This is a genomic window from Arthrobacter alpinus (genome assembly GCF_900105965.1).
Lineage (GTDB): Bacteria > Actinomycetota > Actinomycetes > Actinomycetales > Micrococcaceae > Specibacter > Specibacter alpinus.
In genome coordinates, this window is record NZ_FNTV01000001.1 from 1,304,540 (window position 1) to 1,329,701 (window position 25,162).

The 25,162-nt window shown below is 59.6% G+C and carries 24 protein-coding genes; 20 read left to right on the forward strand and 4 right to left on the reverse strand.

The window, feature by feature from the left end:
• Positions 1 to 17 precede the first annotated feature (17 nt).
• The 13 genes from BLV41_RS06150 to BLV41_RS06210 all read left to right on the forward strand — a co-directional run bounded on the left by BLV41_RS06150 (position 18) and on the right by BLV41_RS06210 (position 15,641).
• Positions 18 to 1,118 carry a LacI family DNA-binding transcriptional regulator gene (locus BLV41_RS06150; protein ID WP_074711016.1) on the forward strand — a complete coding sequence of 367 codons (1,101 nt, stop codon included), beginning with the start codon at positions 18 to 20 and terminating at the stop codon, positions 1,116 to 1,118.
• A 150-nt stretch (positions 1,119 to 1,268) separates the two neighbouring features.
• Positions 1,269 to 2,930 (forward strand): ABC transporter substrate-binding protein, encoded by a 1,662-nt coding sequence (locus tag BLV41_RS06155; protein WP_044577296.1) that lies wholly within the window; start codon positions 1,269 to 1,271, stop codon positions 2,928 to 2,930.
• 3 nt (positions 2,931 to 2,933) lie between these two features.
• Positions 2,934 to 3,914, forward strand: coding sequence for an ABC transporter permease (locus tag BLV41_RS06160; protein ID WP_044577292.1), 981 nt, complete (start codon positions 2,934 to 2,936; stop codon positions 3,912 to 3,914).
• Positions 3,911 to 4,828, forward strand: coding sequence for an ABC transporter permease (locus tag BLV41_RS06165; RefSeq protein WP_074711017.1), 918 nt, complete (start codon positions 3,911 to 3,913; stop codon positions 4,826 to 4,828). Before BLV41_RS06160 ends, BLV41_RS06165 begins: the two co-directional genes overlap by 4 nt.
• Entirely contained in the window at positions 4,825 to 6,510 is a 1,686-nt protein-coding gene (locus BLV41_RS06170) for an ABC transporter ATP-binding protein (protein WP_074711018.1), read from the forward strand. The genes BLV41_RS06165 and BLV41_RS06170 overlap by 4 nt, the downstream gene beginning before the upstream one ends.
• Complete coding sequence (locus tag BLV41_RS06175; RefSeq protein ID WP_074711019.1) at positions 6,507 to 7,412, forward strand: alpha/beta fold hydrolase; 906 nt, start codon at positions 6,507 to 6,509, stop codon at positions 7,410 to 7,412. Before BLV41_RS06170 ends, BLV41_RS06175 begins: the two co-directional genes overlap by 4 nt.
• 1 nt (position 7,413) lies before the next feature.
• Positions 7,414 to 8,595: a glycoside hydrolase family 1 protein gene (locus tag BLV41_RS06180; RefSeq protein ID WP_074711020.1), complete on the forward strand. Its 1,182-nt coding sequence runs from the start codon at positions 7,414 to 7,416 to the stop codon at positions 8,593 to 8,595.
• Between the two features lie 352 nt (positions 8,596 to 8,947).
• Entirely contained in the window at positions 8,948 to 9,682 is a 735-nt protein-coding gene (locus tag BLV41_RS22445) for a DNA topoisomerase IB (RefSeq protein WP_342028215.1), read from the forward strand.
• A gap of 108 nt (positions 9,683 to 9,790) precedes the next feature.
• Positions 9,791 to 10,303 carry a hypothetical protein gene (locus BLV41_RS06190; protein ID WP_074713139.1) on the forward strand — a complete coding sequence of 171 codons (513 nt, stop codon included), beginning with the start codon at positions 9,791 to 9,793 and terminating at the stop codon, positions 10,301 to 10,303.
• A gap of 124 nt (positions 10,304 to 10,427) precedes the next feature.
• On the forward strand, positions 10,428 to 11,420 hold the full coding sequence (locus tag BLV41_RS06195; protein WP_074713140.1) for a pyridoxal-phosphate dependent enzyme: 993 nt from the start codon (positions 10,428 to 10,430) through the stop codon (positions 11,418 to 11,420).
• Positions 11,417 to 13,060, forward strand: coding sequence for an FAD/NAD(P)-binding protein (locus BLV41_RS06200; RefSeq protein WP_074711022.1), 1,644 nt, complete (start codon positions 11,417 to 11,419; stop codon positions 13,058 to 13,060). The genes BLV41_RS06195 and BLV41_RS06200 overlap by 4 nt, the downstream gene beginning before the upstream one ends.
• Before the next feature lie 116 nt (positions 13,061 to 13,176).
• The gene (locus BLV41_RS06205) at positions 13,177 to 14,460 is read left to right on the forward strand and encodes an alanine racemase (protein WP_211481610.1); all 1,284 of its coding nucleotides are present in this window, start codon (positions 13,177 to 13,179) and stop codon (positions 14,458 to 14,460) included.
• 83 nt (positions 14,461 to 14,543) lie between these two features.
• Positions 14,544 to 15,641 carry an FUSC family protein gene (locus BLV41_RS06210; RefSeq protein ID WP_074711024.1) on the forward strand — a complete coding sequence of 366 codons (1,098 nt, stop codon included), beginning with the start codon at positions 14,544 to 14,546 and terminating at the stop codon, positions 15,639 to 15,641.
• A gap of 138 nt (positions 15,642 to 15,779) precedes the next feature.
• On the opposite strand, the gene ald is transcribed toward BLV41_RS06210, so the two are convergent.
• Positions 15,780 to 16,898 (reverse strand): alanine dehydrogenase, encoded by a 1,119-nt coding sequence (ald, locus tag BLV41_RS06215; RefSeq protein WP_074711025.1) that lies wholly within the window; start codon positions 16,896 to 16,898, stop codon positions 15,780 to 15,782.
• A 135-nt stretch (positions 16,899 to 17,033) separates the two neighbouring features.
• Here ald and BLV41_RS06220 point away from each other — a divergent pair, with 135 nt between their 5' ends.
• The 3 genes from BLV41_RS06220 to BLV41_RS06230 all read left to right on the forward strand — a co-directional run bounded on the left by BLV41_RS06220 (position 17,034) and on the right by BLV41_RS06230 (position 18,743).
• The gene (locus BLV41_RS06220; protein ID WP_074711026.1) at positions 17,034 to 17,510 is read left to right on the forward strand and encodes an Lrp/AsnC family transcriptional regulator; all 477 of its coding nucleotides are present in this window, start codon (positions 17,034 to 17,036) and stop codon (positions 17,508 to 17,510) included.
• A 95-nt stretch (positions 17,511 to 17,605) separates the two neighbouring features.
• The gene (locus tag BLV41_RS06225; RefSeq protein WP_074711027.1) at positions 17,606 to 18,208 is read left to right on the forward strand and encodes a DUF1349 domain-containing protein; all 603 of its coding nucleotides are present in this window, start codon (positions 17,606 to 17,608) and stop codon (positions 18,206 to 18,208) included.
• A gap of 133 nt (positions 18,209 to 18,341) precedes the next feature.
• Positions 18,342 to 18,743, forward strand: a complete 402-nt coding sequence (locus BLV41_RS06230) for a VOC family protein (protein ID WP_074711028.1) — start codon at positions 18,342 to 18,344, stop codon at positions 18,741 to 18,743.
• A 99-nt stretch (positions 18,744 to 18,842) separates the two neighbouring features.
• On the opposite strand, the gene BLV41_RS06235 is transcribed toward BLV41_RS06230, so the two are convergent.
• Both BLV41_RS06235 and BLV41_RS06240 read right to left on the reverse strand, forming a co-directional pair.
• Positions 18,843 to 19,448 (reverse strand): TetR/AcrR family transcriptional regulator, encoded by a 606-nt coding sequence (locus BLV41_RS06235; RefSeq protein ID WP_074711029.1) that lies wholly within the window; start codon positions 19,446 to 19,448, stop codon positions 18,843 to 18,845.
• The gene (locus BLV41_RS06240; protein WP_074711030.1) at positions 19,445 to 20,494 is read right to left on the reverse strand and encodes a saccharopine dehydrogenase family protein; all 1,050 of its coding nucleotides are present in this window, start codon (positions 20,492 to 20,494) and stop codon (positions 19,445 to 19,447) included. Before BLV41_RS06240 ends, BLV41_RS06235 begins: the two co-directional genes overlap by 4 nt.
• A gap of 132 nt (positions 20,495 to 20,626) precedes the next feature.
• Here BLV41_RS06240 and BLV41_RS06245 point away from each other — a divergent pair, with 132 nt between their 5' ends.
• From BLV41_RS06245 to BLV41_RS06260, 4 genes are read left to right on the forward strand one after another with little or no spacing between them, the layout of a single operon-like run.
• Positions 20,627 to 20,977 (forward strand): PadR family transcriptional regulator, encoded by a 351-nt coding sequence (locus BLV41_RS06245; RefSeq protein ID WP_074711031.1) that lies wholly within the window; start codon positions 20,627 to 20,629, stop codon positions 20,975 to 20,977.
• 2 nt (positions 20,978 to 20,979) lie between these two features.
• Positions 20,980 to 21,336, forward strand: coding sequence for a DUF1048 domain-containing protein (locus BLV41_RS06250; RefSeq protein ID WP_074713141.1), 357 nt, complete (start codon positions 20,980 to 20,982; stop codon positions 21,334 to 21,336).
• A gap of 28 nt (positions 21,337 to 21,364) precedes the next feature.
• On the forward strand, positions 21,365 to 22,198 hold the full coding sequence (locus tag BLV41_RS06255) for an ABC transporter ATP-binding protein (RefSeq protein ID WP_074711032.1): 834 nt from the start codon (positions 21,365 to 21,367) through the stop codon (positions 22,196 to 22,198).
• Positions 22,195 to 22,959: an ABC transporter permease gene (locus BLV41_RS06260; protein WP_044570166.1), complete on the forward strand. Its 765-nt coding sequence runs from the start codon at positions 22,195 to 22,197 to the stop codon at positions 22,957 to 22,959. The genes BLV41_RS06255 and BLV41_RS06260 overlap by 4 nt, the downstream gene beginning before the upstream one ends.
• Before the next feature lie 101 nt (positions 22,960 to 23,060).
• Here BLV41_RS06260 and BLV41_RS06265 read toward each other — a convergent pair whose 3' ends face one another.
• The gene (locus BLV41_RS06265; RefSeq protein WP_074711033.1) at positions 23,061 to 25,151 is read right to left on the reverse strand and encodes a beta-galactosidase; all 2,091 of its coding nucleotides are present in this window, start codon (positions 25,149 to 25,151) and stop codon (positions 23,061 to 23,063) included.
• Positions 25,152 to 25,162: the final 11 nt, after the last annotated feature.

The following is a 25,162-nucleotide window of genomic DNA, read 5'->3' on the forward strand; positions in this document are numbered from 1 at the left end:
AACGAGGGGGATTACCAGTGGCCAAGGCCCCAACCGTCTACGACGTCGCCGCCGACGCCGGAGTGTCGATCGCAACCGTGTCACGGGTGCTCAGGCGCCCCGCTGATGTTCGTGAATCCACCCGGGAACGTGTCATGGCTTCGGTGCGGGACCTCGGCTATGTACCTAGTGGCTCCGCCAGGGGGCTTGCGGCGCGGCGCACCGGCGCCCTGGGTCTCTATTTTCCTGGTTTTGATGCCATGGACGACTTGGGCGAACTCAGCGAGATATCCGCCGATGAGTTGCCGGGCTACTCGATTGTTGACGACGTTGGCGGTTCCCCGGAGTCACATCAGTTCAATCTCTACTTCGATGAGGTGCTGCGCGGTGCTGAACTGGAGGCGTGGCGCCGAGGATTTGCCCTCACGGTCGCCGTCGGCCGGGGCGGCCTGGCTGCTGATGCGGTTCGTGACATGGCCGGCCGTGTCGATGGACTGCTGGTTCTCGCTCAGAGCGTGCCCGATGCAGCTCTTGAACAGCTTGCCCGGCGAATTCCCATAGTTGTGCTGGCCAGCAAGGCCCACGATGGACCATTCGACAATGTGACGGTAAGCAACAACGAGGGAATGCACGCTCTCGCCGCCCACGTGATCGCGGGCCTGGACATCGGCGAGATTGCTTATGTAGCGGGACCGCTTGATTCGCCGGACGATATTGACCGCTGGGCCGGCTTTGAGTCGGCGCTGCGCGAGCGCGCCTTGGACCCGAATGACGCCAGGGTGATCCGCGGTGAATTCACCCGGGCATCTGGTCGCCGCGCTGGCGTCGATCTGCTCAACTCCGGGACCGTGCCCAAAGCTGTCATCTGCGCCAATGACCAGATGGGCCTCGGTGTGCTGGATGCCCTGACAGGCGCCGGCCTACGAATCCCAGGCGACGTTGTTGTCACGGGCTTTGACGGGATTGAGGCCGCCAACCTTTCATCCCCGCGACTGACCACTGTGCACCAGCCGATGGAGCTTGTAGGGCGTGCGGCCATTCAGCTGATGCAGCGCAGGCTCGATGATCCAGAGGCGGAACCGATGAGCATTCGGTTGCCGGTCAGGGTCCTCCTGCGCGAGAGCTCAGAGCGCTCGTAACACTGCGTGTCCAGGCAAGGGGGTCTTGCGGGACAGTAATGTATGCGCATACACTCGGTGGAGACCAGAGGGTGCCTGTGGCACTCCGGCGTAGCGCAGCCCGCAGGGGTTGCCTCGTGACAGTGAAGACATGAGGAAGCAAGAGTGTCAATGACGAGCTCGAAAACACGAACTAAACGATTATCGGTGATCGCCGGAATCTCAGCTGTTGTCATGCTCATCTCTGGATGCAGCATCCAGATTAAGAGCGAACCGGACCCCTCAATTCCGGATGACACCATGCTCATCGCCGCCGACAAGGGTTCGCCCATGTTCGAGAAGATCTTTAATCCGTATCTCTTCAACAAGCGCGTTGCGGCGAGCTACATCTACGAGCCACTCACCGCCGTCAACGTCCTCGATGGCACGCAAACTCCCTGGCTTGCCGAAAAGGTGTCGTTGACGGACGCTCGCACCATTGACTACACGATCCGCCAGGGCGTCACCTGGTCCGACGGCGAGAAGTTCACCCCGGAAGACGTCGCCTTCACCTTTGAGCTGATCAAGAAATACCCCACCCTGGACATCAAGGGGGCCTGGCAGCATATCGAGAGTGTCGACGTCGAAGGTGACCACGTCATTGTCCATCTCAAGGATGACGACGCCCCGGCCGCCGATGTCATCTCGCTGACGCTGATCGTGCCGGAGCACATTTGGAAAGACGTCGAGAGCCCGGATACGTGGCGTGATGAGAATCCAGTGGGCACGGGCCCCTTTACTGTTGGAAACTTTTCATCCCAGCAATACACCATGGACAAGAACCAGGACTATTGGCAGGCGGACAAGGTCGAAATTGAGCACCTAGTGCTGCCGGCCGCTACGAGCGAACTGGACATCGTGACCAAGGGCTTCGACTGGGCATACTCATTTATGAGCAACGTGGAGGGTACCTGGGGCGCGGCCAATGCCGACAACAAGAACTGGTTCCCGCCAGGCGGCGTGATCAGCCTGGTGCCCAACTTGGCAAAGGCCCCCTGGGACAACGCGGATCTGCGCAAGGGCATTGCCTTGGCCCTGGATAGGGACAGGATTGCCGACTCTGCGACGGAGGGTTATATGGGCAAGGCCGGCCAGACCGGCCTCATGCTGCCCAACCAGGAGTCCGAACTCAACCCAGACATCCCCAACGACGGCGTGATTGCCCAGGACACCGACGCGGCGCTGGCATCGTTGGAGAAAGCCGGATACACGCTGGTCAATGGCACCATGGTGGACGCCAATGGCAAGCCGTTCACCTTTTCCGTGACAACAGCCAATGGATACGCCGACTGGCTGCGTGCAATTCAAGAGGTGCGCAAGCAACTCAGTGCGATCGGCATCGACATGACGATCAAGCAGCCCCAACCGGCCGGCTACCAGCAGGCCATCCAGAACGGCGACTACGAGGTGGCGATGGGCGGCATGGGTGGCGGCAACGTCTTCCAGGCCTACAACAGCCTGCTCTCCAGCGAGTTCTACGTGAAGAACGGAGAGCTGGCGCCCAGCAACTTCCAGCGCTACAGCGACCCCCGGACCGACGCCCTCCTCACGCAGTACAAGGAGACCATCGATCCTGCCAAACAAATGGAGATCAGCCAACAGCTCCAGCAAATCGTCTACGACCAACTTCCCGTCATTGGCCTGTATTACGGCGGCTTGTGGGGGCTGTACAACACCTCCAAGTTCACCGGCTGGCCAACCGAGGAAGACCCTTATGCGCCGCCGCAAACCTACGACTCGAGCCCGCTGCTGATCTTCACCAAGCTCAAGCTCGCAAACAAGGACGGTGAATAGTCCATGATGTACGTACTTCGTCGAATCGGCTTTTTCCTGCTCACCTTGTGGGCAGCCATCACCTTGAATTTCCTGCTTCCCCGCATGATGCCCGGTTCCCCCACTGATGCAGCAATTGCCAAGCTTGCCCAGAATGGGCCGGTCACCGATGCGACCCGCAAAGCCATTGAGGCCCAGTTGGGTGTGCCGGACGGCAACATCTTCGAGCAGTATCTCGGCTACCTGCACCAGGTCATCACCCTGGACTTTGGTGTCTCGTATACCTTCTACCCGCAGTCGGTTTCTGAAATGATCTGGCAGGCGTTTCCTTACACAGTGGTTCTGGTGGGCCTGGTGACTGTCATTGCCTTCGTGCTCGGAACGCTCATAGGCGTCCTCACCGCATGGAAGCGCAACACCTGGCTCGACGCCCTGCCCACCCTGAGCGGCAGCTTTGCCAGCACCTTCCCGTACTTCTGGACAGCCCTGCTGCTGCTCTTCTTTGCCGGGTATGTCCTGCACCTGTTCCCGACCTCCGGCGCATTCGGACCAACGGCCACGCCGGCCCTGAGCTGGGACTTCTTCATGGACGTGCTTTACCACGCGGCGCTTCCTGCCCTCACCATCCTCATCACCTCGCTGGGCGGCTGGATCATTGGCATGCGCAACGCCATGATCAACACGCTGGGCGACGATTACGTGACATTCGCCGAGGCCAACGGCCTAAAGGGACGCACCGTGGCCATCCGCTACGCCGCACGCAACGCAATTCTGCCAAACCTCACCGGATTCGGGCTTGCCCTTGGTGGAGTTGTGGGCGGCTCGGTGCTCGTTGAGCAGGTGTTCGGCTATCCGGGCATCGGCTACCTCCTGTTTAACGCCGTCATTGGCCAGGACTATCCGCTGATGCAGGCACTGTTTCTGATGATCACCGTCAGTGTGCTCATCGCAAACTTCCTCGTGGACATCATGTACGGGGTACTCGACCCAAGGACACGACGATGACAACTGCACAGAACGTTTCGAAATCCATTGCGCCGTTGATCAAACCGCCGCGCAAATTCACCTTCATCACCCGATCGGCCGCCACGCTATGGGCCAACTGGAAGTCGCGTCTGGGACTCACCATTCTTGCGTGCTTCATCTTCGTGGCCATCTTCGCACCGCTGCTTGCACCGTATGGCGCCTCACAGGACGGCTTCGAGCGCAATGCCGACGCAAGTGCGGCGCATTGGTTTGGCACGACGGCGGCGGGCGAGGATGTGCTCAGCCAGCTGATCTACGGTTCACAGATCAGCGTGTCCGTGGGCTTCATCGCCGGTCTCCTGTCCACGCTCGTTGCGATTGTCATTGGCCTGAGCTGGGGATACATCCGCGGCTTCGGCGCCGATGTCATCAACTTCATCGTCAACTTGTTCCTGGTCATCCCCGGGCTGCCGCTCATGATTGTGATTGCCGCCTACCTGCAAAACGGCGGCCTGGTCATGATTGTTGCCGTCATCGTCATCACCGGATGGGCATGGGGCGCACGCGTGCTGCGAGCGCAAACCCAGACTCTGCGCTCCCGAGATTTTGTCACGGCAGCACGCTTCTCAGGTGAACCGGCTTGGCGCATCGTGTTCAAGGAGATCCTGCCGAACATGACCTCGATCATTGCCGGCGGCTTCTTCGGTGCAGCAACCAGCGCAATCCTCGCCGAGGCCGGACTTGAATTTCTGGGCCTGGGCGATTCGAGCATCGTCAGCTGGGGAACCATCCTCTATTGGGCACAGAACTCCAACGCACTCCTGACCGGACAGTGGATCCTGCTGTTCGCCCCGGGCCTGTGCATTGCCCTGCTCGCCCTGAGCCTTACGCTCATCAACTTCGGCGTCGATGCGATCAGCAATCCGCGCCTCCGTGAAGGGAAGTCACGATGAACCCCATCCTCGAGGTCAAGGACCTCTCAGTGGTCTACGAGTCCACCGGTTTCACCGCACTGCAGGCCGTTGACCACGTGTCATTCGCGCTCGAGGCCGGCGAGTTCGTCGGCCTGGTGGGCGAATCCGGATCCGGCAAGTCAACACTGGGGCTGGCCATCACCCGGTTGCAGAAGCCGCCGGCCCGCACGAACGGCGGCCAGATCCTCTTTCAGGGAAACGACATCCGCCTGCTCGACGACGAGACGCTGCGCCAGCAGCGACAGGGCGGCTTCGCCATGGTGCTGCAATCGGGCATGAACGCATTGAACCCGGTGCGCACCATCCGCAACCACTTCATTGACATCTTCCGCGCCCACGGCCACGTGGAAAAGTCACGCTGGGACGCCCGACAAATTGAACTCATCGAGAAGGTGGGACTCCCCAAGGAGACCCTGGCCAGGTTCCCGGGCGAACTCTCCGGTGGCATGCGCCAGCGAGTCTCCATAGCCTTGGCACTCTCATTGGAACCGCAGCTCATGGTCTTTGACGAGCCGACCACGGCCCTGGACGTGCTGGTGCAGCAGGCCATCATGGACACCATCAAGTCCCTGCAGAAGTCCGAGGGCTTCACCGCCGTGCTCATCAGCCACGACTTGGGTGTGGTGCTTGAGTCCACGCAGCGGGTCCTGGTCATGCACGAGGGACGCATAGTTGAAGATGCGCCAAGCAGCGACATCCTCAACAACCCGCAGGACGATTACACGCGTATGTTGCTGAGCCACTATGCCGACCCTCGGGCGGAAGTGGTTTCGCTGCCTGGCTTCACCGACAGGGCAAGCCGCGAGAACAACGGCGCCGGCAAGCGGACGGTCGCCGCCGCACGGGAGGGCCGCGCCGCCGATTCTGCGATCGTCGTCGAAAACGTCACCAAGGTCTATCCGCCGCCGCGCAGGGGCGAACAAGCCGTCACAGCAGTTGATAATGTTTCCTTCACGCTTGAACCGGGCCAGTCGCTGGCCCTGGTGGGCGCCTCCGGCAGCGGAAAGTCAACCATCGCCAAGCTGGTCACCGGCGTTGAGAAGCCGAGCTCCGGATCCGTCCGCTTTGGGGACCTCGACGTGCCCCGGCTCGGGCGCCGCCAGATTCGCGAGTTGCACAAGAACGTCCAGATGATCTTCCAGGACCCGTACTCAGCGCTGAACCCGCTGCACACCATTGAATACACGCTCACCCGTCCCGTGGTGAACTTTGGTGGGCTGCGCGGGCCGGAGGCCAGACGGCGGGTCTTCGAGCTGCTTGAAACCGTGGGCCTAGCGCCAGTGGAGCAGTTCGCCACCAAGTTGCCGCACCAGCTCTCCGGAGGGCAGCGGCAGCGCGTGGTGATTGCCCGTGCACTTGCCAGCAACCCGCAGGTGCTCATCGCCGACGAGCCAGTGTCAATGCTCGACGTGTCACTGCGTGCCGGCGTCTTGGCCTTGTTGGAGGAACTGCGCGAACAGTGGGGCGTGAGCATGCTCTACATCACCCACGACCTGCTCAGTGCACGGCTCGTGACCGACAACATCATGGTGCTCAACGGTGGACGAGTGGTGGAGCGTGGCAACACCGCCCACGTATTGCAACATCCCGAGGATGAATACACCATCCGCCTGCTGGATGCCGTGCCCAATCCTGCCCGGGCCAGGGGAGCGGCCGTATGACGCTGCCCCAACTCGACGCCTTCGGTGCGCCAGCCGTGCCCAGCGGGGTTGCCGTGCTGGGCATCCCGGCCAGCATCGGACAACTGACGGCCTATCACGCGCAAGCCGTGGGGGAGCCGCGCGGGACCGTGCTCTTTGTGCCCGGGTTCACCGGGTCAAAGGAGGACTTCCGTGATTTCCTGCCACTGCTGTCCGCCCTGGGCTGGGACGTATGGGCCTACAGCCAACGTGGCCAAGGGGATTCGGTGGGGCCTGTTGGCGCCGGGAATTACTCCCTGGAGCTCTTCGCCGCCGATGTTTTCGAGGTCGCGGCGATCGTCGGCAATGGTGCACCCGTGCACCTGCTTGGGCACAGCTTTGGCGGAATCGTTGCACCAGAGGCGGTGATCGCCCACCCCGAGGCGTTCCTGAGCCTCACCGTGCTCTGTTCCGGTCCGAACGGCTGGGCGGGCAGGCATGCAGAGACGAGCGAGATACTCGCCGAAGGCGGAAGCATGGGGCTGTGGAACCGCAACAACCCGCACACAGTCGGGCAGGCCGACGAGCTGTTGACCCCCGACATGGCCTTCCTGCGCCTTCGTGCGGCGCGCACCTCGAGTGACAACTTGCGCGCCGGTGCCTACATTCTGCGCACCCACGTCGACAGGAGTGTCGAGATTGCCGCCGCGGGGTTGCCTGTGCTCATTGCACACGGCGAGTTCGACGACGCGTGGCCCATCGAGGCGCAGCGTGCCATGGCCGTCCGCATCGGGGCCGACTACCAGGTGATTCCCGGCGGGGCACACTCTCCGCAGCTGGAAGCACCCGGGGCAACCGTCGCAATTCTTGACCGGTTTTGGGCGAACCACCAGCCTGCCATCGGCACAGCAGAACTTCAATCCACACAGCAATACAAGGAGTAACATGCTCACCTTTCCAGACGGATTTTTGTGGGGTGCTGCAACGGCGGCCCACCAGATCGAGGGCAACAACGTCAACAGCAACTGGTGGACCATGGAGCACGCCGCAGGCTCCAACATCGTGGAGCCGAGCGGCGACGCCATGGACAGCTACCACCGCTACCGTGAAGACATGCGTCTGCTGGCCGATGCCGGACTTAACTCCTACCGTTTCAGCATCGAGTGGGCGCGCATCGAGCCGGAGCGGGGCTTCGTGTCCAGGGCGGAGATTGACCACTATCGCCGCATGGTGGACGCCGCCCACGAGTTTGGGCTCAAGCCAACGGTCACGCTCATGCATTTCACCGTTCCACAGTGGATGCACAACGACGGCTTCTGGCGAGCCGACGACGCCGCGGATCTCTTTGCCCGCTACACCGAATCAATCCTGCCCATTGTTTCCGATGGTGTGGACCACGTCTGCACCATCAACGAACCGAACATCGCGGCCATGCTGGCCGGAGGAGAGGACGCGGCCAACCTCGTCGCCTACGGGCTGCCCAACCCCGATCTGGGGGTCGCGGACGCACTGCTCGAGTCGCACAAACGCTCACGCGAGGTTCTTTCAAGCGTCCCGGGCCTGAAAACAGGCTGGACCGTGGCCACGCAGGCCTTCCACTCCACCGGCGAGCCGGGTGCTGATGAGAAGTTGCACGACTACGGATACCCGCGCGACGACTGGTACCTCGAACAGTCCGCCGGGGATGACTTCGTCGGTGTGCAGGCGTATACGCGGACCTTCATCGGACCGAACGGCCCGCTTCCGGTTGCCGACGACGTCGAGACAACGCTCACCGGCTGGGAGTTCTTCCCCCAGGCACTCGAACTCGGCGTGCGCAGCGCGTGGGAACTGAGCGGGGGCGTGCCCGTGATCGTGACGGAGAACGGGATCGCCACCGCCGATGACACTCGCCGCATCGCGTACACGGATTGCGCGCTGCGCGGTCTGCATGCCGCCATGTCCGACGGCGTGGAGGTGCTGGGCTACCAGCATTGGAGTGCCCTGGACAACTACGAATGGGCGAGCGGCTTCCGCCCAACGTTCGGGCTCATCGCCGTCGACCGGGAAACTTTCGTGCGCACACCAAAGCCCAGCCTCGGCTGGCTGGGCAACGTGGCCAAGGCGAACGGACTGCCGGGCGCGTAGGCGGTTCTCTGGCTACGCTCTGTTGAGGTTCGAAATACACCAGCCTGAAGCCCCTTCCGGGGATGGCTAAGGGAACTGTCTACAGGCATTGAATCACCTGCCTTCCTGGATGATTCGGGCGCGCGCTATGTATACGATTCAAGAAGTTGTCCACAGGGCGTTTATCGGCACCGGCGCCACAACAAAGAACGAGCCTGCAGGTGGTGCCAAGGTGGTTCAAAAGTTACTTCGCATGGAACCAGGGAGGGCTGGAACTACGCGGCAGAGGGTCAGTGCAGGATTCACGTAACGTGCATCCAATGGCCGGCGGATCAGTTCAAAAAAGCTCCTGCAGCGTATTGACGAACTGGCAATACCGCCAGGATGGTCGGACGTCTGGATCGCTTCGCAAGGGAATGCACATATTCAGGCCGCGGGGTTGGACGCAGCTGGCCGGACGCAATATCTTTACCACCAGCAATGGAAAGATGACCGTGACCAGGAAAAATTCATACGTTCCCTTGCGTTCGCCCGGAGATTGCCAACAATCCGGCGCATAGTCACCCGCGACCTGAAACAGGCGGCGGACGGTCGACGGCGTGCCCTGGCTGCGGCAAGCCGCATCATTGACCGTGCAGGATTGCGTGTTGGGGGTGCTTCGTGCGCAGAAGAAAACGGCTCCTTCGGGGTAGCAACCCTGCAACGGCGTCACGTCATCGCCCACGACCACGGGGTTGAACCGTCGTTTCGGGGTAAATCGGGAGGGGACTGGGGCGTGCAGATCCCCGATGGGCTGCTGGGGGACCACCACGCCTTTATTCCACGATATCCGCGGGCAGGGCCGGCTCTCAGCGTAGAAATACATGAGGGCCGGTGCAAGTTCTGGGAACCCATTACCGACACTGAAATCAACACCTACCTAGGCAATATTGCCGGGCAAGGATTTACCGCCAAGGACTTCCGCACATGTCAAGGAACGGTTGTTGCGGCCATATCGCTGGCCCGGTCCCGGCAATCAGAACTCTCATCGGCCGAAGCCGTTGTGGCAGCCGTCGACACCGCTGCAACATGGCTTCACAACACTCCAAGCATTGCCCGGAGCTCCTAAGTTAATCCCCGCGTGATTGTCCTGTCCCGACAGGGAACCGTGGCAAGTCCCAAACGGCAGCCCGACAGTGGGGTGCCGGAGCGTTGTTCTGGACCTATGCTGTGGATCATGGGAACTTTCGCTCAGCAAGACAGCCCCGACGCCGACCATCGACGCGGGGAGGGGGTAAGCGATGCCACGGTGAAAGCATTGGGGAAACTTTCTGAAGCCCTCGAAGTGGTGGAGCATGCCAGGGGACTCCTTTATGGCTTTCATCGGTTGACGGGCAAAGCTGACCTGACGTTGGGTGAGGCCGTGACAATGCTTCGTGACGCTGGCCATGAACAGCAGGCCGAAGATCTCGAGCAACGCATCCTTGGCCGGAACGTCATTAGCGGGCGCTGGACCTTCCAGATAGTTGAAGACTATGACGATGGGTATTACGCCGAGTTCAAGGAAGCCGAGAATCAAGTGCGTCAAGTGCTTGCTGACGGCAAGCGCCACTTGTTTGAGGCGGAGATGAAAGAAGATAGAAGGACCCACGGGCTGGCCCACCATGAGGCGTTGCCAGCAGAGGACCCAGACCCATATGGAGGCTCTGATGTCAGCTCAATCGCTCCTATTGACCCTAAATTGGCATGATGCCAGCAACGCCTTGGCGTGGCTTTCTTAATGCATGGAACTTGCTAGGCTCGAGCTCCACACCCTTTTTTACTGGAAGCCTCAAATGCCACAGTGCACCACGGCAGAACTGGGAGAACGTAGATTGGCTAGTCAGGGAACGCTCACTCCATTTATCACTCCAACGGTTAAGATCAACCGCCTTTTTGAATCTCCCCATATCGAGATTTATGCCAAGCTTGATTTGCTCCAACTGGCCGGCAGCACCAAGGAGAGGACGGCGAACGGCCTGATTGAGGAGCTTTTTAGTTCGGGCAAGCTCCGAACCGGAGGCATGATTGTTGAATCGACCTCCGGGAATCTGGGCATAGCCTTGGCCCGACAGTGCGTAGTACGCGGAGTCAACTTCATTGCAGTGGTTGACGAGAATGCCAATCCGATTGCCTTGGAACTAATGCAGGCCTATGGGGCAACCATCAATCGTGTGGAGACACCCGCGGATGGGAATAAACTCGCCGCTCGCCGCCGTCGAGTCAACGAACTGCTGGAGCAGAATCTCGGATCCGTGACCACCAATCAATATGGATCCTTCGCCAATCCGCGCGCACACTGCAACTCCACCATGCCTGAGATTATCGCAGGATCCGGCGGCAACTTGGACTATCTTTTCGTTGCCACCAGCACCACCGGTACCCTCCTTGGCTGTCAGCAGTACATCCGTAAACATGGGCTGGATACCAAAATAGTTGCAGTGGACTCCGTGGGTTCGGTTTTGTTTGGTGGAACCGCTGGAACTCGGCACCTTCCGGGGCTCGGCGCCGGCATAGTCCCCGAACTTGCCGCAAGTGCGGAACCAGACCTGGTTGTCCAGATCGAAGAAATGGATATGGTGCGCGGTTGCAGGCTCCTTGCCCGCCGTGAGGGAATCCTGGCTGGCGCGTCAACAGGCGCCATTGTCTCCGCGATGGAAAAACTCCTGCCCAAGCTGAGAGAGGGATCCCGTCTTGCTTTCATGGTTCATGATTCGGGCGTGCCATATCTGCAAACTGTCTACAACGACCAGTGGGTCCGCACCAACTTGAACTCTGACTCAAATATGGAGACCCTCGTCGAAGTTGACGAGCTTTCGGATCAATGATTCGACTTGCCGTGATTGGCGGCGGGCCCAAAAGCCTGTTCGCCCTCCTTGCGCTCAATGACCTCCTGGATCCGACTGTTGCCGGACACATCACAGTGGACGTTTACGATCCCTTGCCACCAGGTTCTGGAAGTGTGTGGCGGAATGATCAACCCGACGCCCTCCGATTGAATGTCAACGCTGGCGCAGTAGATGCATCATCATCGATCAACAGCGAAAATTTCGCACAGTGGGTGAACCGCGTGGCGCCGGAAATGTCTAGGGACAAGTATCCGCCACGGGCGCTGGTGGGCCGGTACCTGCGCGAACAGTTCCAACTGCTGACTCGGTTTGGGAAGTTATCGGTTGCCCATGCCCCATTCGTTGTAAAGGGGGTAGTGCGAGAAGGCGCCCATTGGTGTGTCTGCGGACCATTCGGCACCCGCAACTACGATGAGGTGCTCTTAGCCACGGGACATGGACTATCCGGGGCTGTTCCGCGGGAACCGCTAGCCGGTGCGGTTAACAAGCAACCCCTTATCGGTGACTACGCCTCACTTTCACTGGCGGAGATACCCCCTGGGGCCACTGTTCGGATCCGCGGTGCCGCGCTGACAGCCTACGATGTGGCCCTGTTGCTCACTGAAGGCCGAGGCGGGTTCTGGCAACATGACAAGGGCCGTAGTCCGGAACAGCCGGATTTGCACTACATGGCCAGTGGGCGTGAGCCGAGGCGAATCACTCTTACCTCCAGAAGCGGAATCCTCATGGACCCCAAAAGCGAGAAGAATCCGGCGGAGATTTCTGCCAACCTGGAGCAATACAGGCAGGATCTGCGTAAGTGGGCCAGTCAGGTCCGAGAAAACCCGCACGACGACGGTGGCCTCTTAGGCATGTGGGCAATCCTGCTCCAATGCGCCCAAGAATGCGCCCGGCTCTTGGGCTCAACGGTGACCCCGCTTTCTCTGTGGCGCACAGCGTTGACGGGACTCTCCGTCAACGCTGTTTCCGGTAGTACAAATGCGCCCACGCAATCGGGAGCTGCCGCTGGCCTGAGGCATAGCCTTGCCGTAAACGGGCGCGATTCTCCGATCACTACGGGCTGGCTTTGGGCCAGAGTCTGGTCGGGGCTATATGCGGAGCTGGTCCATGCCTTGGACCGGTTGCCACGGAGCACCCGGGCGCGGCGACAATTCCTTCTGGTGGCCCGCAATCTCGAAAGGTTCGCCTTCGGACCCCCTGACCTGACCGCCCGAAAGTTGGTGGCCCTCTTCGACGCCGGCATTCTCCAACTTGATTCGTCGGCAGAGAATCGAGGAGATGAGATCCTCGTGGATGCCGTGACTCCGGGCCCCGGAGCGCTTTGGGCGGCCGGCGGCAACCCGAACAGTGATGTGCTCGCGGGACTCTTACAAGCCGGCCAAATCTCGGTTCGGCCCGGTGACCGTGGCCTCTTGACCGACCCAGACGGCACATGCGCGGCTCACGACGGCTCACGAAATGAATCACTTGCTGCGGTAGGACGACCAACCGAGGATCCGACGTTGGGCCACGACACGCTCAATCGTGACCTCCATGGAGAACATCGAAGGTGGGCCCATCGTGTAGCCGGCCGTGTCGTAAACAACGTCGTTGAACAACCTGATCTCGAGGGAGAATGATGCACGAGAAAATGTTTGGAAGTGCCCGGCTAACTGCACGGCTGGAGCCTTGGATGGAGGAGCTAGTCAACAGCCCGGCTCTCTGCCGTGAACTGGTCAGTACATATGGATCTCCCGTGAATCTTCATGAGTTCACCGCACTGGGACGCAACGTTCAGGAGTTGCGCACCGCGGCAGCGGAGCACCACATTGACTTCCAAATTTATTTCGCGCGCAAGGCGAATAAGACCATGGCTGCGATCGACCACGCCATCCGGGAGGGATGCGGCGTCGATGTTGCGAGTCTCAATGAGCTGCATCAATGCCTTGACCGTGGGGTCCCTGCTGACCGCATAATACTCACCGCGGCAGTGAAGTCAACGGAACTTCTGCAATTGGCCATAGCGTCGCAAGTCACCATCAGCGTGGATAACCGTGACGAGCTGCGCAACATCATTGACCTGGCCGTTGATTCCATCGACGACGTAACCGTGGCTCTGCGCCTCGCCGTTTCCCATCCTGCAATCCCGGCCACCCGCTTTGGGTTGATCGCATCCCAGTGGTTGGAAGCTCTGTCCGATGTCGAGATGGGAGCGCGTGTCAGAGTGGCTGGTGTTCACTTCCACTTGAACGGATACGATGCTGTGGCACGCGCCCATGGCATAACTGAGGCGCTCGGCTTGATTCAGGACTTACGCGACAAGGGCCAAGAACCAACATTTGTAGACATGGGAGGCGGCATACCCATGTCGTATTTGAGCCACGAATCGCAATGGGAGGATTTCTGGTCATCTCTGGAACAATTGCCGGTCGGTGATGAGACCCTAACCTGGAAATCAGACAGGCTCGGTTCATCTGGAGGATCTCCGACGGCCAGTGTTTACCCATACCATCAAGGTCTGGTCCGGGGCGAATGGCTGCGCCAGATACTTGACTTTGTGCCCGGATCCGGAACAACGTCGATTGGCTCTTCACTTCGGTCTGCTCAGATTCAGCTTCGCTGCGAGCCGGGCAGGTCACTGCTTGACGGGTGCGGGATGACTCTCGCGGAAGTCGCATTCACAAAGGACCGCAGCGACGGAGTGCCGTTGATTGGCCTTCACATGAATCGAACACAATGCCGGTCAACATCGGCTGACTTCTTGGTCGACCCTGTGCTGGTTCACGCGGAACATCCGCGCTGGGAGAGAAATTACGGTAGCGGATTTCTTGTGGGGGCATACTGCATCGAGGAGGAACTGCTCTTACGACGCCGCTTCGAATTTCCCGCCGGAGTCGGCGCCGGAGACTTTGTTGCCTTCCCGAACACTGCCGGATATCTGATGCATATTGTTGAGAGTGCCTCACACCAGCTGCCACTTGCGACAAATATCCAATGGGATGGTGAAGCGTGGAATGTCGACGACATCGACACAAGATAGTGCGATCTGTCGTTGAGCCACCCGTACCCAACTGTCCAACCCGGTAGGAGAATAGGCGTCTGACTCTGAAGTGAGGGAGATCTATGGAGGACCTGAAAAAGTGGGTGACATCCTCGGCGACCGGCCAACGGGCTTTGTTGGCTGCCAAGACCGCCTTGGCTGTCGGGATTTCCTGGGTCTTGGCCCCCCTCATGCCAGGAACTGTCGACGAATACCCCTATTACGCGCCGCTGGGGGTATTGGTCAGTATGTACCCCACCTTCATGGGTTCGGTGCGGTTGGGACTGCAGACACTAGCGAGCGTGCTGATCGGAATCGCCTTGGCCACGGGGGTGCTCTTGCTGGGCAGACCCAACATCCTCTCAATCTCCTTAGCCGTGGGGTTGGGGATGCTGTTGGCCGGTCTGCCCCGGTTGGGTGCCGGCAGAGACTATGTACCGGTAGCGACCTTGCTGGTTTTGATCATTGGGGGCCAGAACGCCGACACCTTCTCTCTGGGGTATGGGGTTCAAATGGCGCTCGGAGTTTTCGTGGGGCTGGCGGTGAACTTCACCATATTTCCTCCACTCAAGTCCGATGCCGCCCGTGATCGAATATCACTCGGCCGTAAGGTTCTCCTCACCCAACTTGAAGATGCGGCAAAGGCCCTCGTCGAGCATTGGCCACCCGAACATGAAGATTGGGCTGGCCGTCAACTTGAAATGGACCACGTCGTCGTCGAGATCCGCAGGGCTGTTGCCACGGCGGGGGAGAGCCACCGCGGAAACCCGCGAGCTTACAGGCGGTCGCGGCACAAAGTCGTTGCCCAATCGTTCGAAGACCTGGCCGTTCTGGAAAAAATCGCATACCACATTCGCGATTTGACGGAGGTGCTTGCCGCGACTATCTGGGATGGACCACTGGAGTTGCGCCTAGGTACCGAGCTGCGGCAACCGTTGAGCTTGTGCTTGGATGCTACGGCGGGGGTGTTGCGGGCCTGGGAGGAGGGAACCGCGATTCCTGCCAGTTTGGACAGGGCCGGGGACATCCTGAAGGCCTTCAACTCTGCGGTTTCTCACGGGCGCGGGAGCGAGGCGGAGGCATTCACCGCGGGTGCCGCCATTGGACTGGACCTGCAGCGGATTCTGGCTGCCCTGCGGCACGGATTGTGTTCTGGTGACGAGTCCGAACCCGATTCCTGACGCTGCTTTGGCCAAGAACGAAGCCACCTCGTTAAGTGCGGGAGTCTCTTGAAGGCAGGTCCGGGTCTTCCACAGTGAAGCCCCGGACCGGCCCAAAGACCTTGCGGGCAGTAGGCCCCGCAAGCAGTGTGCCTTGAGCTAAGCAGCCACTAGATCGTGCCACGGTGCCAGTGGCAGCCCGTGAGCGTCGCTCACAGAGGCATGCGTTACTTGCCCGGCCATAATGTTGAGCCCGGCAGCAAGAGCCAAATCCCTTTCCAGGGCTGACTTCAAGCCAAGGTTGGCCAGGGCGAGTGCATAGCGCAGGGTCACGTTTGTTAGGGCGTACGTTGACGTGTTCGGCACGGCTCCGGGCATATTGGCCACGCAGTAGAACAGGGTGTCGTGAACCTTGAATGTTGGGTCTTCGTGCGTGGTGGGCTTGCTGTCTTCGAAGCAGCCGCCCTGATCCACCGCAATATCCACCAACACCGATCCGGGCTTCATTCGGGATACCAGCTCATTGCTGACCAGCTTGGGAGCTTTGGCTCCGGGGATCAGAACTGATCCGATCACCAAATCGGCATCGAGCACGGACTTCTCAACCTCGTAGCCGTTGGAGGCCACAGTCTTGAGGCGGCCTTGATACTGGGCATCGAGCTCGCGCAGTCGGCCGATGTTGATATCCAGTATCGTGACATCGGCTCCCAATCCCATGGCCATGGCGGCCGCGTTGGTTCCGGCAACACCGGCTCCCAACACAACAACATTGGCCGGGCGGACTCCGGGTACGCCGCCGAGGAGAATGCCCTGGCCGCCGGCAGGTGCCATAAGGGAGGTCGCACCAACCTGCACTGCCAGTCGGCCAGCTACCTCTGACATCGGAGCCAAGAGTGGCAATGAGCGATTGGCCGCTTGAACAGTCTCATAGGCAATGGCCGTCACGCCGGCGTCGATGAGGGCCCGGGTAAGTTCAGGCTCAGCTGCCAGGTGGAGGTACGTAAAGAGGATGAGACCTTCGCGGAAGTGGCTGAACTCGGTGCTTACCGGTTCCTTGACCTTCATGACCATGTCGGCACGGGCCCAGAGCTCGCCGGTTTCGGCGAGAATTTGCGCACCGGCCACTGAGTATTCCTGGTCGCTGATGCCTGATCCGATTCCTGCCCCGGCCTCTACCAAAACCTGGTGACCGGCGGCTCGGAGTTCCTGAACGCCAGAGGCGGTGATGGCTACCCGGAACTCGTTATTCTTGATCTCTTTGGGAACTGAGATGATCATGGCTGCCTTTCGAAGAAGCGATACTTTTGTGTCCCAAGATTTACAGTTTCTACCAGTAGGCACCATAGTCTGCGTAGAATCTACGGAAGTGGTGAACTTATTGGAAGTTTTCTTCAGAAATTAGGAGGCGTAGACATGCTGGAACCGAAGAAACTGCGGCCGGAATTGGATGCAATCGATCACAAATTGCTTTCGCTCTTGACTGCCAACGCGCGCCAAACCAACCAGGCCCTCTCCGATGCCCTGGGGATAGCGCCTTCCACGTGCTTGGCACGCTTGAAGGCATTGCGGGATTCGGGAGTGATCCAGCGATTCACCATTGATGTAGACCCTGAGGCGCTCGGGCGGTCGCTGCAAGCCCTCATCAGCGTGAGGTTGCGTCCCGGAGCCAGGCACCTTATGAAGGCATTTGGTGAGGAACTCCGTGCAGTTCCGGAAATTTCCCAGTTCTTTGTGCTTGCCGGGGCAGATGATTTTCTCCTCCACGTCACGGCCCGCGATACCGAACACGTCCGGCAGTTCGTCCTGGAACACCTCTCCTCAAATCCGGCCGTAGCGGGTACGCAGACAAACCTCGTGTTTGAACATGTTCGGGGCAGGTCCTTGGGTTGAGGCCATGCCTCGTCATCTCGTTGCACAGGATATCTGTGCCGTGCCAATGTGGCATGGACAACAATCTGAAATCCGAGGCACAAGAAAGTAGCTGAATGCAGCCCACCATTAGCGAACTGCCGCCCCTGAGCTGGGAGCCAGCACCCGGTCACGCCACCTATGACGAATCCTCCAGGGTACTAAGGCTCACTGCCGCACCCGGCGTCGATTGGAGTAATGACTCCCTCGGCGGTGCGTCACAACACGCGGCTTCGGCACTGGGATTCATTGCACCGGAGGCGTTTTCACTCTCAGCCAAGGTGGGCGTCGAAACCTCGCGGACAACATTTGACGCAGGTGCAATCAGCCTTTGGTCCAGTCCACAACACTGGGCCAAACTCTGCTTTGAGTATTCCCCGCAAGGGCAGGCCATGGTTGTCAGTGTCGTAACAAATGGGTTCTCAGACGATTGCAATTCATCCATGGTCCTTGAGCGATGGAGCTACCTCCGCGTCAGTCGCGTTGGGCCGGGATGGGCATTCCATGCCTCCCAAGACGGCCAGCAGTGGTGGTTTGTTCGACTCTTCCGGTTGGATACAGACAAGTCCGTACATGTTGGCTTCCTGTCCCAGGCCCCCATGGGAGAAACGTGCGTGGCCACCTTCGAGGACATCACTTTGACCCTGACGGCTCCCGGTGACCTGCGTGACGGCAGCTGAGAGCCTTCCGGGCCTTCATGGGGAAACACACAGGATTGCCCGACGTCGTGGACGCTCCGGTGCCCGGGTGCGCACGAATCCACTTCGCCTATCAACCCGTGGCTCCCACCATGAGATTCTGTAGGCTGTGGAAATGACTGCACTCCAGATTTATGTCAGCTTCCCAGGTACGGCGCGTGAGGCGCTCAATTTCTATGCGGACGTTTTCGGAGGAACCGTCTCAATGTTCACGTATCAGGACTTTGGCCGTCTCGACGGGCCGCCCAACGCCATTGCCCATGGAACCTTGGATGGTGTCGTTGCTTTGGCGGGGTCGGATGCAGCTTCCGGTGAGAAAAGTGTCAGCCTGGAGGGCCTCAGGCTCTCGTTGCTGGGAACCGCCAAACCAGCCACCCTTCATGAGTGGTTCGACAAGCTCGCGGTTGACGGTGACGTTTTGGACCCCCTCTCCCCGAAGCCCTGGGGTGCCTCTGATGGGCAGGTGATTGATCGCCACGGGCTGCACTGGCTCATCGGGTATGAGCCAGAGCCCTGAAAAAGAATTGCCTGCCTTAGGCAATATGTACCGAGGACTACTGCAATAATTGTCGGGCGCCGGTCGAAGATGGGTGAATACCAACGAGTGGGCGTTCAGTTATTCTGGCTCATGCATGAGCCCCTGGACAACGTTCAACAATTCGATATCCGTCTCTGCAGAACGCAGCCCGGCAAAGCCGGCTCCAACGATTGCCGCCCCTTCGAAAAGTGTAACGATGGCGTTGGCCCTGGCTCGGCACACATTGGCCGTCATTTCAGGCTGCGCCCGCTTGACGATGTGTTCAACGTAGTGCGAATACTGCACGTAAAAGTCCCGAAGAACGGCCGCTGTCTCGGTGTCCGAGGCCGCCATTGCCCAGATTTCAACGTATAGCCGGACCGTAGCTGGCTCCTGCTGCTGTTGCATCATCGAGCCGAAGATCCTGCCACTTTCTTCGCGGGTAATGGGCCCCTCAGTGCCAACGCCGATGGCAACCCCAGTAGTCTCCTGCATCGACGCCAAGAATCGTTCCAGGACACGTTCCAACACTGCCTGCATGAGGGCGGATCGTGTGGGGAAATAGTGTTGTAAATGCCCAAGGCGAACGTCGGACTCCGCGGCGATATTTCGCATCGTGGCATTCGCATTGCCCAATGTGACAAGTACGTGCTCCGCGGCATCGAGTAGGGAAGCCCTTCGCAATTCACCCTTCGTGGCCGTCATGCCGCGAGTACCAATACATTGTGGACCTGCAACTGGGCAAGGGCGTCGGCAAGATCATCCCTGGATTCAGGGAAGAGCACCCCGGCAGCCGCCCCAGCCCCTAGAACTTGCTGAAGGCCAAGGTATCCGCCCAGTGCCGTCAAATGTGCCTGGCCCAAGGGATCGGCAATAGTCACCGATCGAGTTTCCTCAATGCCGTGGGCATCGATGCGGATAATCGCGCTCCCGCCCTGTCCCGGGGAATAGAGGAGTGAACGCCGCAGGCCGGTCCATCGCTCGCCACGGCCCCAGCGGAAGAATCCGAGTTTTCTGGCGGCGAGCAAGGCAGTGGTTGAGGCGTTGGAACTAAAGCCGATTCGAGTGGTCACTGATTCCACACCCAAAGTGAGCGGGAGGGTAAGCTGCTCCGGCGTATCCAGCCGGGCCACCTTGGTGCGGTATCCACCAATTTCAACCCAGCGAGCATCCGAGAGTGGGCTAACCATTGCGAGGGTCCCATTGCGACGCACCTCGTAGTCTTGCCCGAGTCTGTCGATGAAGTCCACCGAGTCGGCGCCCGCGCGGTCATCGACGTCGTACCTAATGGCGATATCCATGCTCTGGGCCCCGTCGAGTTCGCCGATAAGAGAAGCCGCCACAATATTTACGATGCCGCCCATCCACCCTGACGACAAGAGAACTGGTGCGCTCGGCCGCAGGAGCGTTGCCGCGGTAGCTGCTCGCGTCATTCGGCTTGTCCAGCGGGTGACATCGACGTAGGGAATGCCTGCACGCACTGCCGCCCCCAGGACTCGATCGTGGGGGTCGTTGACGGTGCTGATGACGGCTCTGGCCGAGGCGGAGAAAGGCGCTGGATCGTTGACATCCCAGCGTCTGAGCGTGGCTCCAAGCTCGGCGGCAAGATCTGCCCCGTTTGCCGGGTTTCGTCCGGTCAATAGCAAGGGCCATGCGGGCGCGCAAAGCCGTGCGAGGGCGCTGCCTACGGTGCCGTAGCCACCAACAATAAGAATGGGGCCGGTGGGCGAGTAGTTCAGAAGATCGGTCATGTCTTCAATTTAGGTCATTTGACCTATTAAGTCGAACTCGCATTTCCGTTCATGAACCCCTGTTGCACCGTCACTATTCGGTGTTACTATCTACTGGTAGTCAATACTACCAAGTAGTGAAAGGAGGGTTCCATGAGCAAGCAAAGAACGGAAATGCTCAAGGGGACACTTGAGGGCATCATCCTGGCCATTCTTGCGATCAAACCAGCGTACGGATATGAAATTACGGCCCGGCTGCGAGATCAAGGCTTCTCCGAGATCGTTGAGGGCACGGTATATGCCTTGCTTGTCAGGATCGAACAACGCGGTTTCGTGGACGTTGCGAAGGTTCCCTCAGAAAAGGGGCCGCCTCGAAAGGTCTATTCGCTAAACCCCGAAGGGAGCGAGTACCTCGAGGAATTCTGGAAGACGTGGAGCTTTCTCTCAGAACGCATTGACCATCTCCACGAGATCATCAAAAACACACAGGAAGAAGGAAAATGATCATGGCTGCAGAATGGATTGAAAAGCTCACCGGATCGTTCGAGGACAAGAAACGTTGGCGCCAATACAAGGCCCGCAAGGCAACACTTCCGGAAAACTACCGGACCACCATCGAGGGACTCGAGCGCTACTTCATGTATGCCGGGTCCATCGTCAAGGGCGACATTTTCATGCAGATGCTTGAGGACCTCATCGACCTCATTGAGCGCGCGGCTGCCGATGGCACCCCCATCAGGGAGATTGTCGGGGACGACCCGGTTGACTTTGCCGAAACTTTCATCGAGAACTATTCCGATGGCCAATGGATCAACAAGGAGCGCAAGCGCCTGACTGACACCATCGACGGCGCCGCAGACTAAGCGTAAAGACAAGAAGAGAGAAACTGACATGACCACAGACCAGGCCCTCGAACCCGCCATACGGGTGGAGGGCATCGAGAAGTCGTTCAAGGACCTGCACGTGCTGCGGGGCGTCGACTTCACCGTGCGAGCGGGCAGCATCTTTGCGCTGCTTGGCTCCAACGGGGCAGGCAAGACCACGCTGGTGCGCATCTTGTCGACCCTGCTCCAGGCCGATGCAGGCTCAGCTACCGTCAACGGCTTCAATTTCGCCACCAACCCAAGCGAAGTACGGCAATCCATCAGCTTGACCGGTCAGTTTGCGGCCGTTGATGAGGTACTCACGGGCAGGGAGAACTTGATCCTGATCGCACAGCTGCGGCACCTAAAGAATCCGGGTGACATTGCCGACCAGCTGCTGGCCCGGTTCTCACTCACCGAGGCAGGGAACCGCAAGGCTGGGAGCTACTCGGGTGGCATGAGACGCCGGCTCGATATTTCGATGAGTTTGATCGGCAACCCGCCAGTCATCTTCCTCGACGAACCGACCACCGGACTCGATCCGCAGGCTCGCATTGAGGTGTGGCAAACGGTCAAGGAACTTGCCAAGGGCGGGACTACGGTGCTGCTCACCACGCAGTACTTGGACGAGGCCGAACACTTGGCAGACCGGATAGCAATCCTGCATCAGGGCGCGATCATCCAAAACGGCACCCTCGCCGAACTCAAGCAACTCCTCCCGCCCGCCAAGGTTGAGTACGTCGAGAAGCAGCCCTCACTGGAGGAAGTCTTCCTGGCTCTCGTTTCGGACAAAGGGACCTCCGACGGCGGCACAGACTACCGCGCCGAAGGTTCAGTCCGCGCAGGAAAGGAAATACGATGAGCACCCACGTCATTGGTGACACCGCAGTACTCACCGGCCGCTCGCTGCGCCACATTCTGCGCAGCCCGGACACCATCATCACCACAGCCGTCACTCCCATTGCGCTCATGCTGCTATTCGTCTACGTGTTCGGGGGAGCGATCAACACGGGATCTGATGAGTCATATGTCAACTACATGCTTCCCGGAATCTTGCTGATTACCATCGCATCCGGTGTCGCATATACGGCCTATCGGTTGTTTCTTGACCTGCAAGGCGGCATCTTCGAACGGTTCCAATCCATGCCGATTGCGCGCTCGAGCGTACTCTGGGCCCATGTGTTGACCTCACTGGCCGCGAACGTGGTCTCGGTGGCGATCGTCATCGGCGTGGCCCTCATCATGGGCTTTCGCACCGGCGCGTCCCTGGCACTCTGGCTGGCGATTGCCGGCATCCTGGTCTTATTCACCTTGGCCCTGACCTGGATCGCGGTGATCGCCGGACTTTCTGCCAAGACGGTCGACGGCGCGAGTGCCTTCAGCTACCCGCTGATTTTCCTGCCGTTCATTAGCTCGGCGTTTGTGCCGACGGATTCAATGCCAGGACCGGTAGCGTGGTTCGCCGAAAACCAACCTGTGACAGCCGTCGTCGACACGCTCCGGGCAATGTTTGCCCAACAGCCCGTTGGCAGCGGAATCTGGATTGCATTGGCCTGGCTGGTTGGAATCCTGGCCGTGGCCTACGCCTTCGCGAACAGCATCTACCGCCGAAGGATCAGCTAGAGTTCGCAAGCCTTGTGCACAACCGCCCGGCGTGCCACCCTAGGAAGTGGGGCGGTACGCCGGGCCGTTTGGGCATCGGGCAGCCTCCGTGAGCCCGAGTACTAGAGTTCCGCCACGATTCTCACATCCCAAGCCTGCAGGTAAAGCTCCTCACCCGGCTCAAATGTTTCAGCGCTGACCAGGTCACGAACCTTGACCGGGACAGTGAAGGTGCTTGGCTCCCATGACCAGTTGTGGATAAAGCGTATTTTGGTTCCGCTGGCCGAGGTGGCACTGCTTGATGTCTGCGAGTCGATGGCAGGCTTCCAGTCCTTTGCTGCAGGCTGCGAGGACTTATTGACAGCCCAGGTCATGAATGACTTAGCCAGCGCAGCATCCGGCACGGTGCCCACATAGGAGACTCTGCCATTGCCGTGGGGGCGGGTGGTGATGGCCGGCCAGCGTTCAAAGTGCGGGTGTTTGTACGTTGCCAGAACCTGCGCATCAAGATTTTGCAGTCCGTCAATGTACCTGGTTGCGTTGCCTTCAAGGATCGCCTCTCCGGCGGACACGACGGGCAACGTGGTGTTGATGGTACTGAACTCGTCGTACCAAACTCCCGCGGCGTCAGAGAGAATCGCCGGCTTCCGGTCCGTCCGCGCCCGGGCTTCGTGATCCTCGTAACCGGTGCGGATACCCACGATTAGGTGCCCACCGGCGTCGGCATAATTTTCCAGCCACTCCAACTGCTTGTTGCTGGCAATGGAGAATCCAGCTGCGACGAGCACCGGGTGAGACGCGGCAAAAACCGCAGGCTGGTAACTCTCAGTGAGCTGGGAGCCGTGGATGATCCGGGTTTGAAGTCCGGCGTCGAAGGCGCCTTGATAGAAGGAGTCAAAGATGGATTGGAAGGACCTGCGGTCGGGTTCGCCGTCGTGATTGAGTTGTGGGAACTCCGAAAGCGCCCACTTTGAATCATTGGAATAGATGATGGCAACATCACTGTCCGGGGTCAGCGATGCAACCAATTCGCCGGCTGCGGCAAATTCTGCGCCGATCCGGGCCACCTCGGCGTAGACACGGCCGGGTTCTCCGCTGTGCGGCAGAACGCCGCCCCAATATGTTTCGGCGCCGAAGTGAAGAGTGTGCCAGTGCCAATATTCGATCATTGTCGCCCCGCGGGACACGAGCGCCCACGCAGTCTGGCGCCATTGGCCATCGAAGGCCGGTTCATTGTTCCACGGCATGCCGATGGCTTGGGCATTTGTTTCGGTGACAAGGAATGGTGACTGCTTTGAGGCAAACATTCGATCCGCTGTGGCGTACAGGGACCAAGTGCCCGAGGTTGTCCACGACTGGTTTCCATCGCTGGTGGCGGGAAGCGCAAGCTGGTCCTGCATGCGGTAGTAGGGATTGCCCGCAGTGACATCCAGGTGCTTGGTTAGTTCTTCGTCCTGGACCGCGGGCCGCTCGTAGGAGATGCACGTGGTCACGAATTGTTCATCGTTGGAATACTCACGCACAATGCCGGCCTGCCAGCTGATGAACGAGGTGGTGAGCTGGGCCTGGAATCGACGCCAGGCGAGGGCATATTGTGGTTGAGCGTTGGCATCAGGCGTCCAAAGGTCAGCCCACGTGGACAATCTGTGTGACCAGTAGGTGAGGCCCCATTCTTCGTTAAGGGCCTCAACGGTCCCGTACTGCTGGCGTAGGGCATCGGTAAATTGCTGGAAAACCCCGCGGTTGTAGAAGATCTCATTTCCGGGTTCGTTATCGACCTGAAAACCGATGACGGCAGGATGGTTGGCGTAACGTTCCATAATCTTGCGAATGATGCGTTCGGCGTGGAAGAGGAACGCCGGATGGGTGTAGTCAATTTCTTGGCGCACACCCCACCCCATGGGGGCTCCGGTGCGGCGGTCAACATTAATTTCCGGGTACAGCCGCGCCAGCCACGGAGGTGCGGCGTAGGTGGGCGTTCCGAGGATGACGCTGATGCCACGGGCATGGGCGCCATCGAGGACGGGCAAGAGCCAGTCGAGGTCAAAGACGCCGTTTTCGGGTTCCCACGTTGACCACACAGACTCGCCAACGCGGATGACGCTAAAGTGCGCCGCCTGCATCAAGTCGAGATCTCGTTCGAGTCGGGGAGTGGGCTGGTATTCGTGATAGTACGCCGCACCGAAGAGGACGCGGTCCTGATAAGTAGACATAAGGATTACTT

Coding starts and splice junctions, on each gene's coding strand:
- BLV41_RS06250 (WP_074713141.1), top strand. CDS start 20,980: ATGGCTGCAGAATGGATTGAAAAGCTCACCGGATCGTTCGAGGACAAG.
- BLV41_RS06235 (WP_074711029.1), bottom strand. CDS start 19,448: ATGACGGCCACGAAGGGTGAATTGCGAAGGGCTTCCCTACTCGATGCC.
- BLV41_RS06260 (WP_044570166.1), top strand. CDS start 22,195: ATGAGCACCCACGTCATTGGTGACACCGCAGTACTCACCGGCCGCTCG.
- BLV41_RS06255 (WP_074711032.1), top strand. CDS start 21,365: ATGACCACAGACCAGGCCCTCGAACCCGCCATACGGGTGGAGGGCATC.
- BLV41_RS06240 (WP_074711030.1), bottom strand. CDS start 20,494: ATGACCGATCTTCTGAACTACTCGCCCACCGGCCCCATTCTTATTGTT.
- ald (WP_074711025.1), bottom strand. CDS start 16,898: ATGATCATCTCAGTTCCCAAAGAGATCAAGAATAACGAGTTCCGGGTA.
- BLV41_RS06165 (WP_074711017.1), top strand. CDS start 3,911: ATGACAACTGCACAGAACGTTTCGAAATCCATTGCGCCGTTGATCAAA.
- BLV41_RS06200 (WP_074711022.1), top strand. CDS start 11,417: ATGATTCGACTTGCCGTGATTGGCGGCGGGCCCAAAAGCCTGTTCGCC.
- BLV41_RS06175 (WP_074711019.1), top strand. CDS start 6,507: ATGACGCTGCCCCAACTCGACGCCTTCGGTGCGCCAGCCGTGCCCAGC.
- BLV41_RS06220 (WP_074711026.1), top strand. CDS start 17,034: ATGCTGGAACCGAAGAAACTGCGGCCGGAATTGGATGCAATCGATCAC.
- BLV41_RS06210 (WP_074711024.1), top strand. CDS start 14,544: ATGGAGGACCTGAAAAAGTGGGTGACATCCTCGGCGACCGGCCAACGG.
- BLV41_RS06155 (WP_044577296.1), top strand. CDS start 1,269: ATGACGAGCTCGAAAACACGAACTAAACGATTATCGGTGATCGCCGGA.
- BLV41_RS06225 (WP_074711027.1), top strand. CDS start 17,606: ATGCAGCCCACCATTAGCGAACTGCCGCCCCTGAGCTGGGAGCCAGCA.
- BLV41_RS06265 (WP_074711033.1), bottom strand. CDS start 25,151: ATGTCTACTTATCAGGACCGCGTCCTCTTCGGTGCGGCGTACTATCAC.
- BLV41_RS06245 (WP_074711031.1), top strand. CDS start 20,627: ATGAGCAAGCAAAGAACGGAAATGCTCAAGGGGACACTTGAGGGCATC.
- BLV41_RS06180 (WP_074711020.1), top strand. CDS start 7,414: ATGCTCACCTTTCCAGACGGATTTTTGTGGGGTGCTGCAACGGCGGCC.
- BLV41_RS06230 (WP_074711028.1), top strand. CDS start 18,342: ATGACTGCACTCCAGATTTATGTCAGCTTCCCAGGTACGGCGCGTGAG.
- BLV41_RS06190 (WP_074713139.1), top strand. CDS start 9,791: ATGGGAACTTTCGCTCAGCAAGACAGCCCCGACGCCGACCATCGACGC.
- BLV41_RS06170 (WP_074711018.1), top strand. CDS start 4,825: ATGAACCCCATCCTCGAGGTCAAGGACCTCTCAGTGGTCTACGAGTCC.
- BLV41_RS06160 (WP_044577292.1), top strand. CDS start 2,934: ATGATGTACGTACTTCGTCGAATCGGCTTTTTCCTGCTCACCTTGTGG.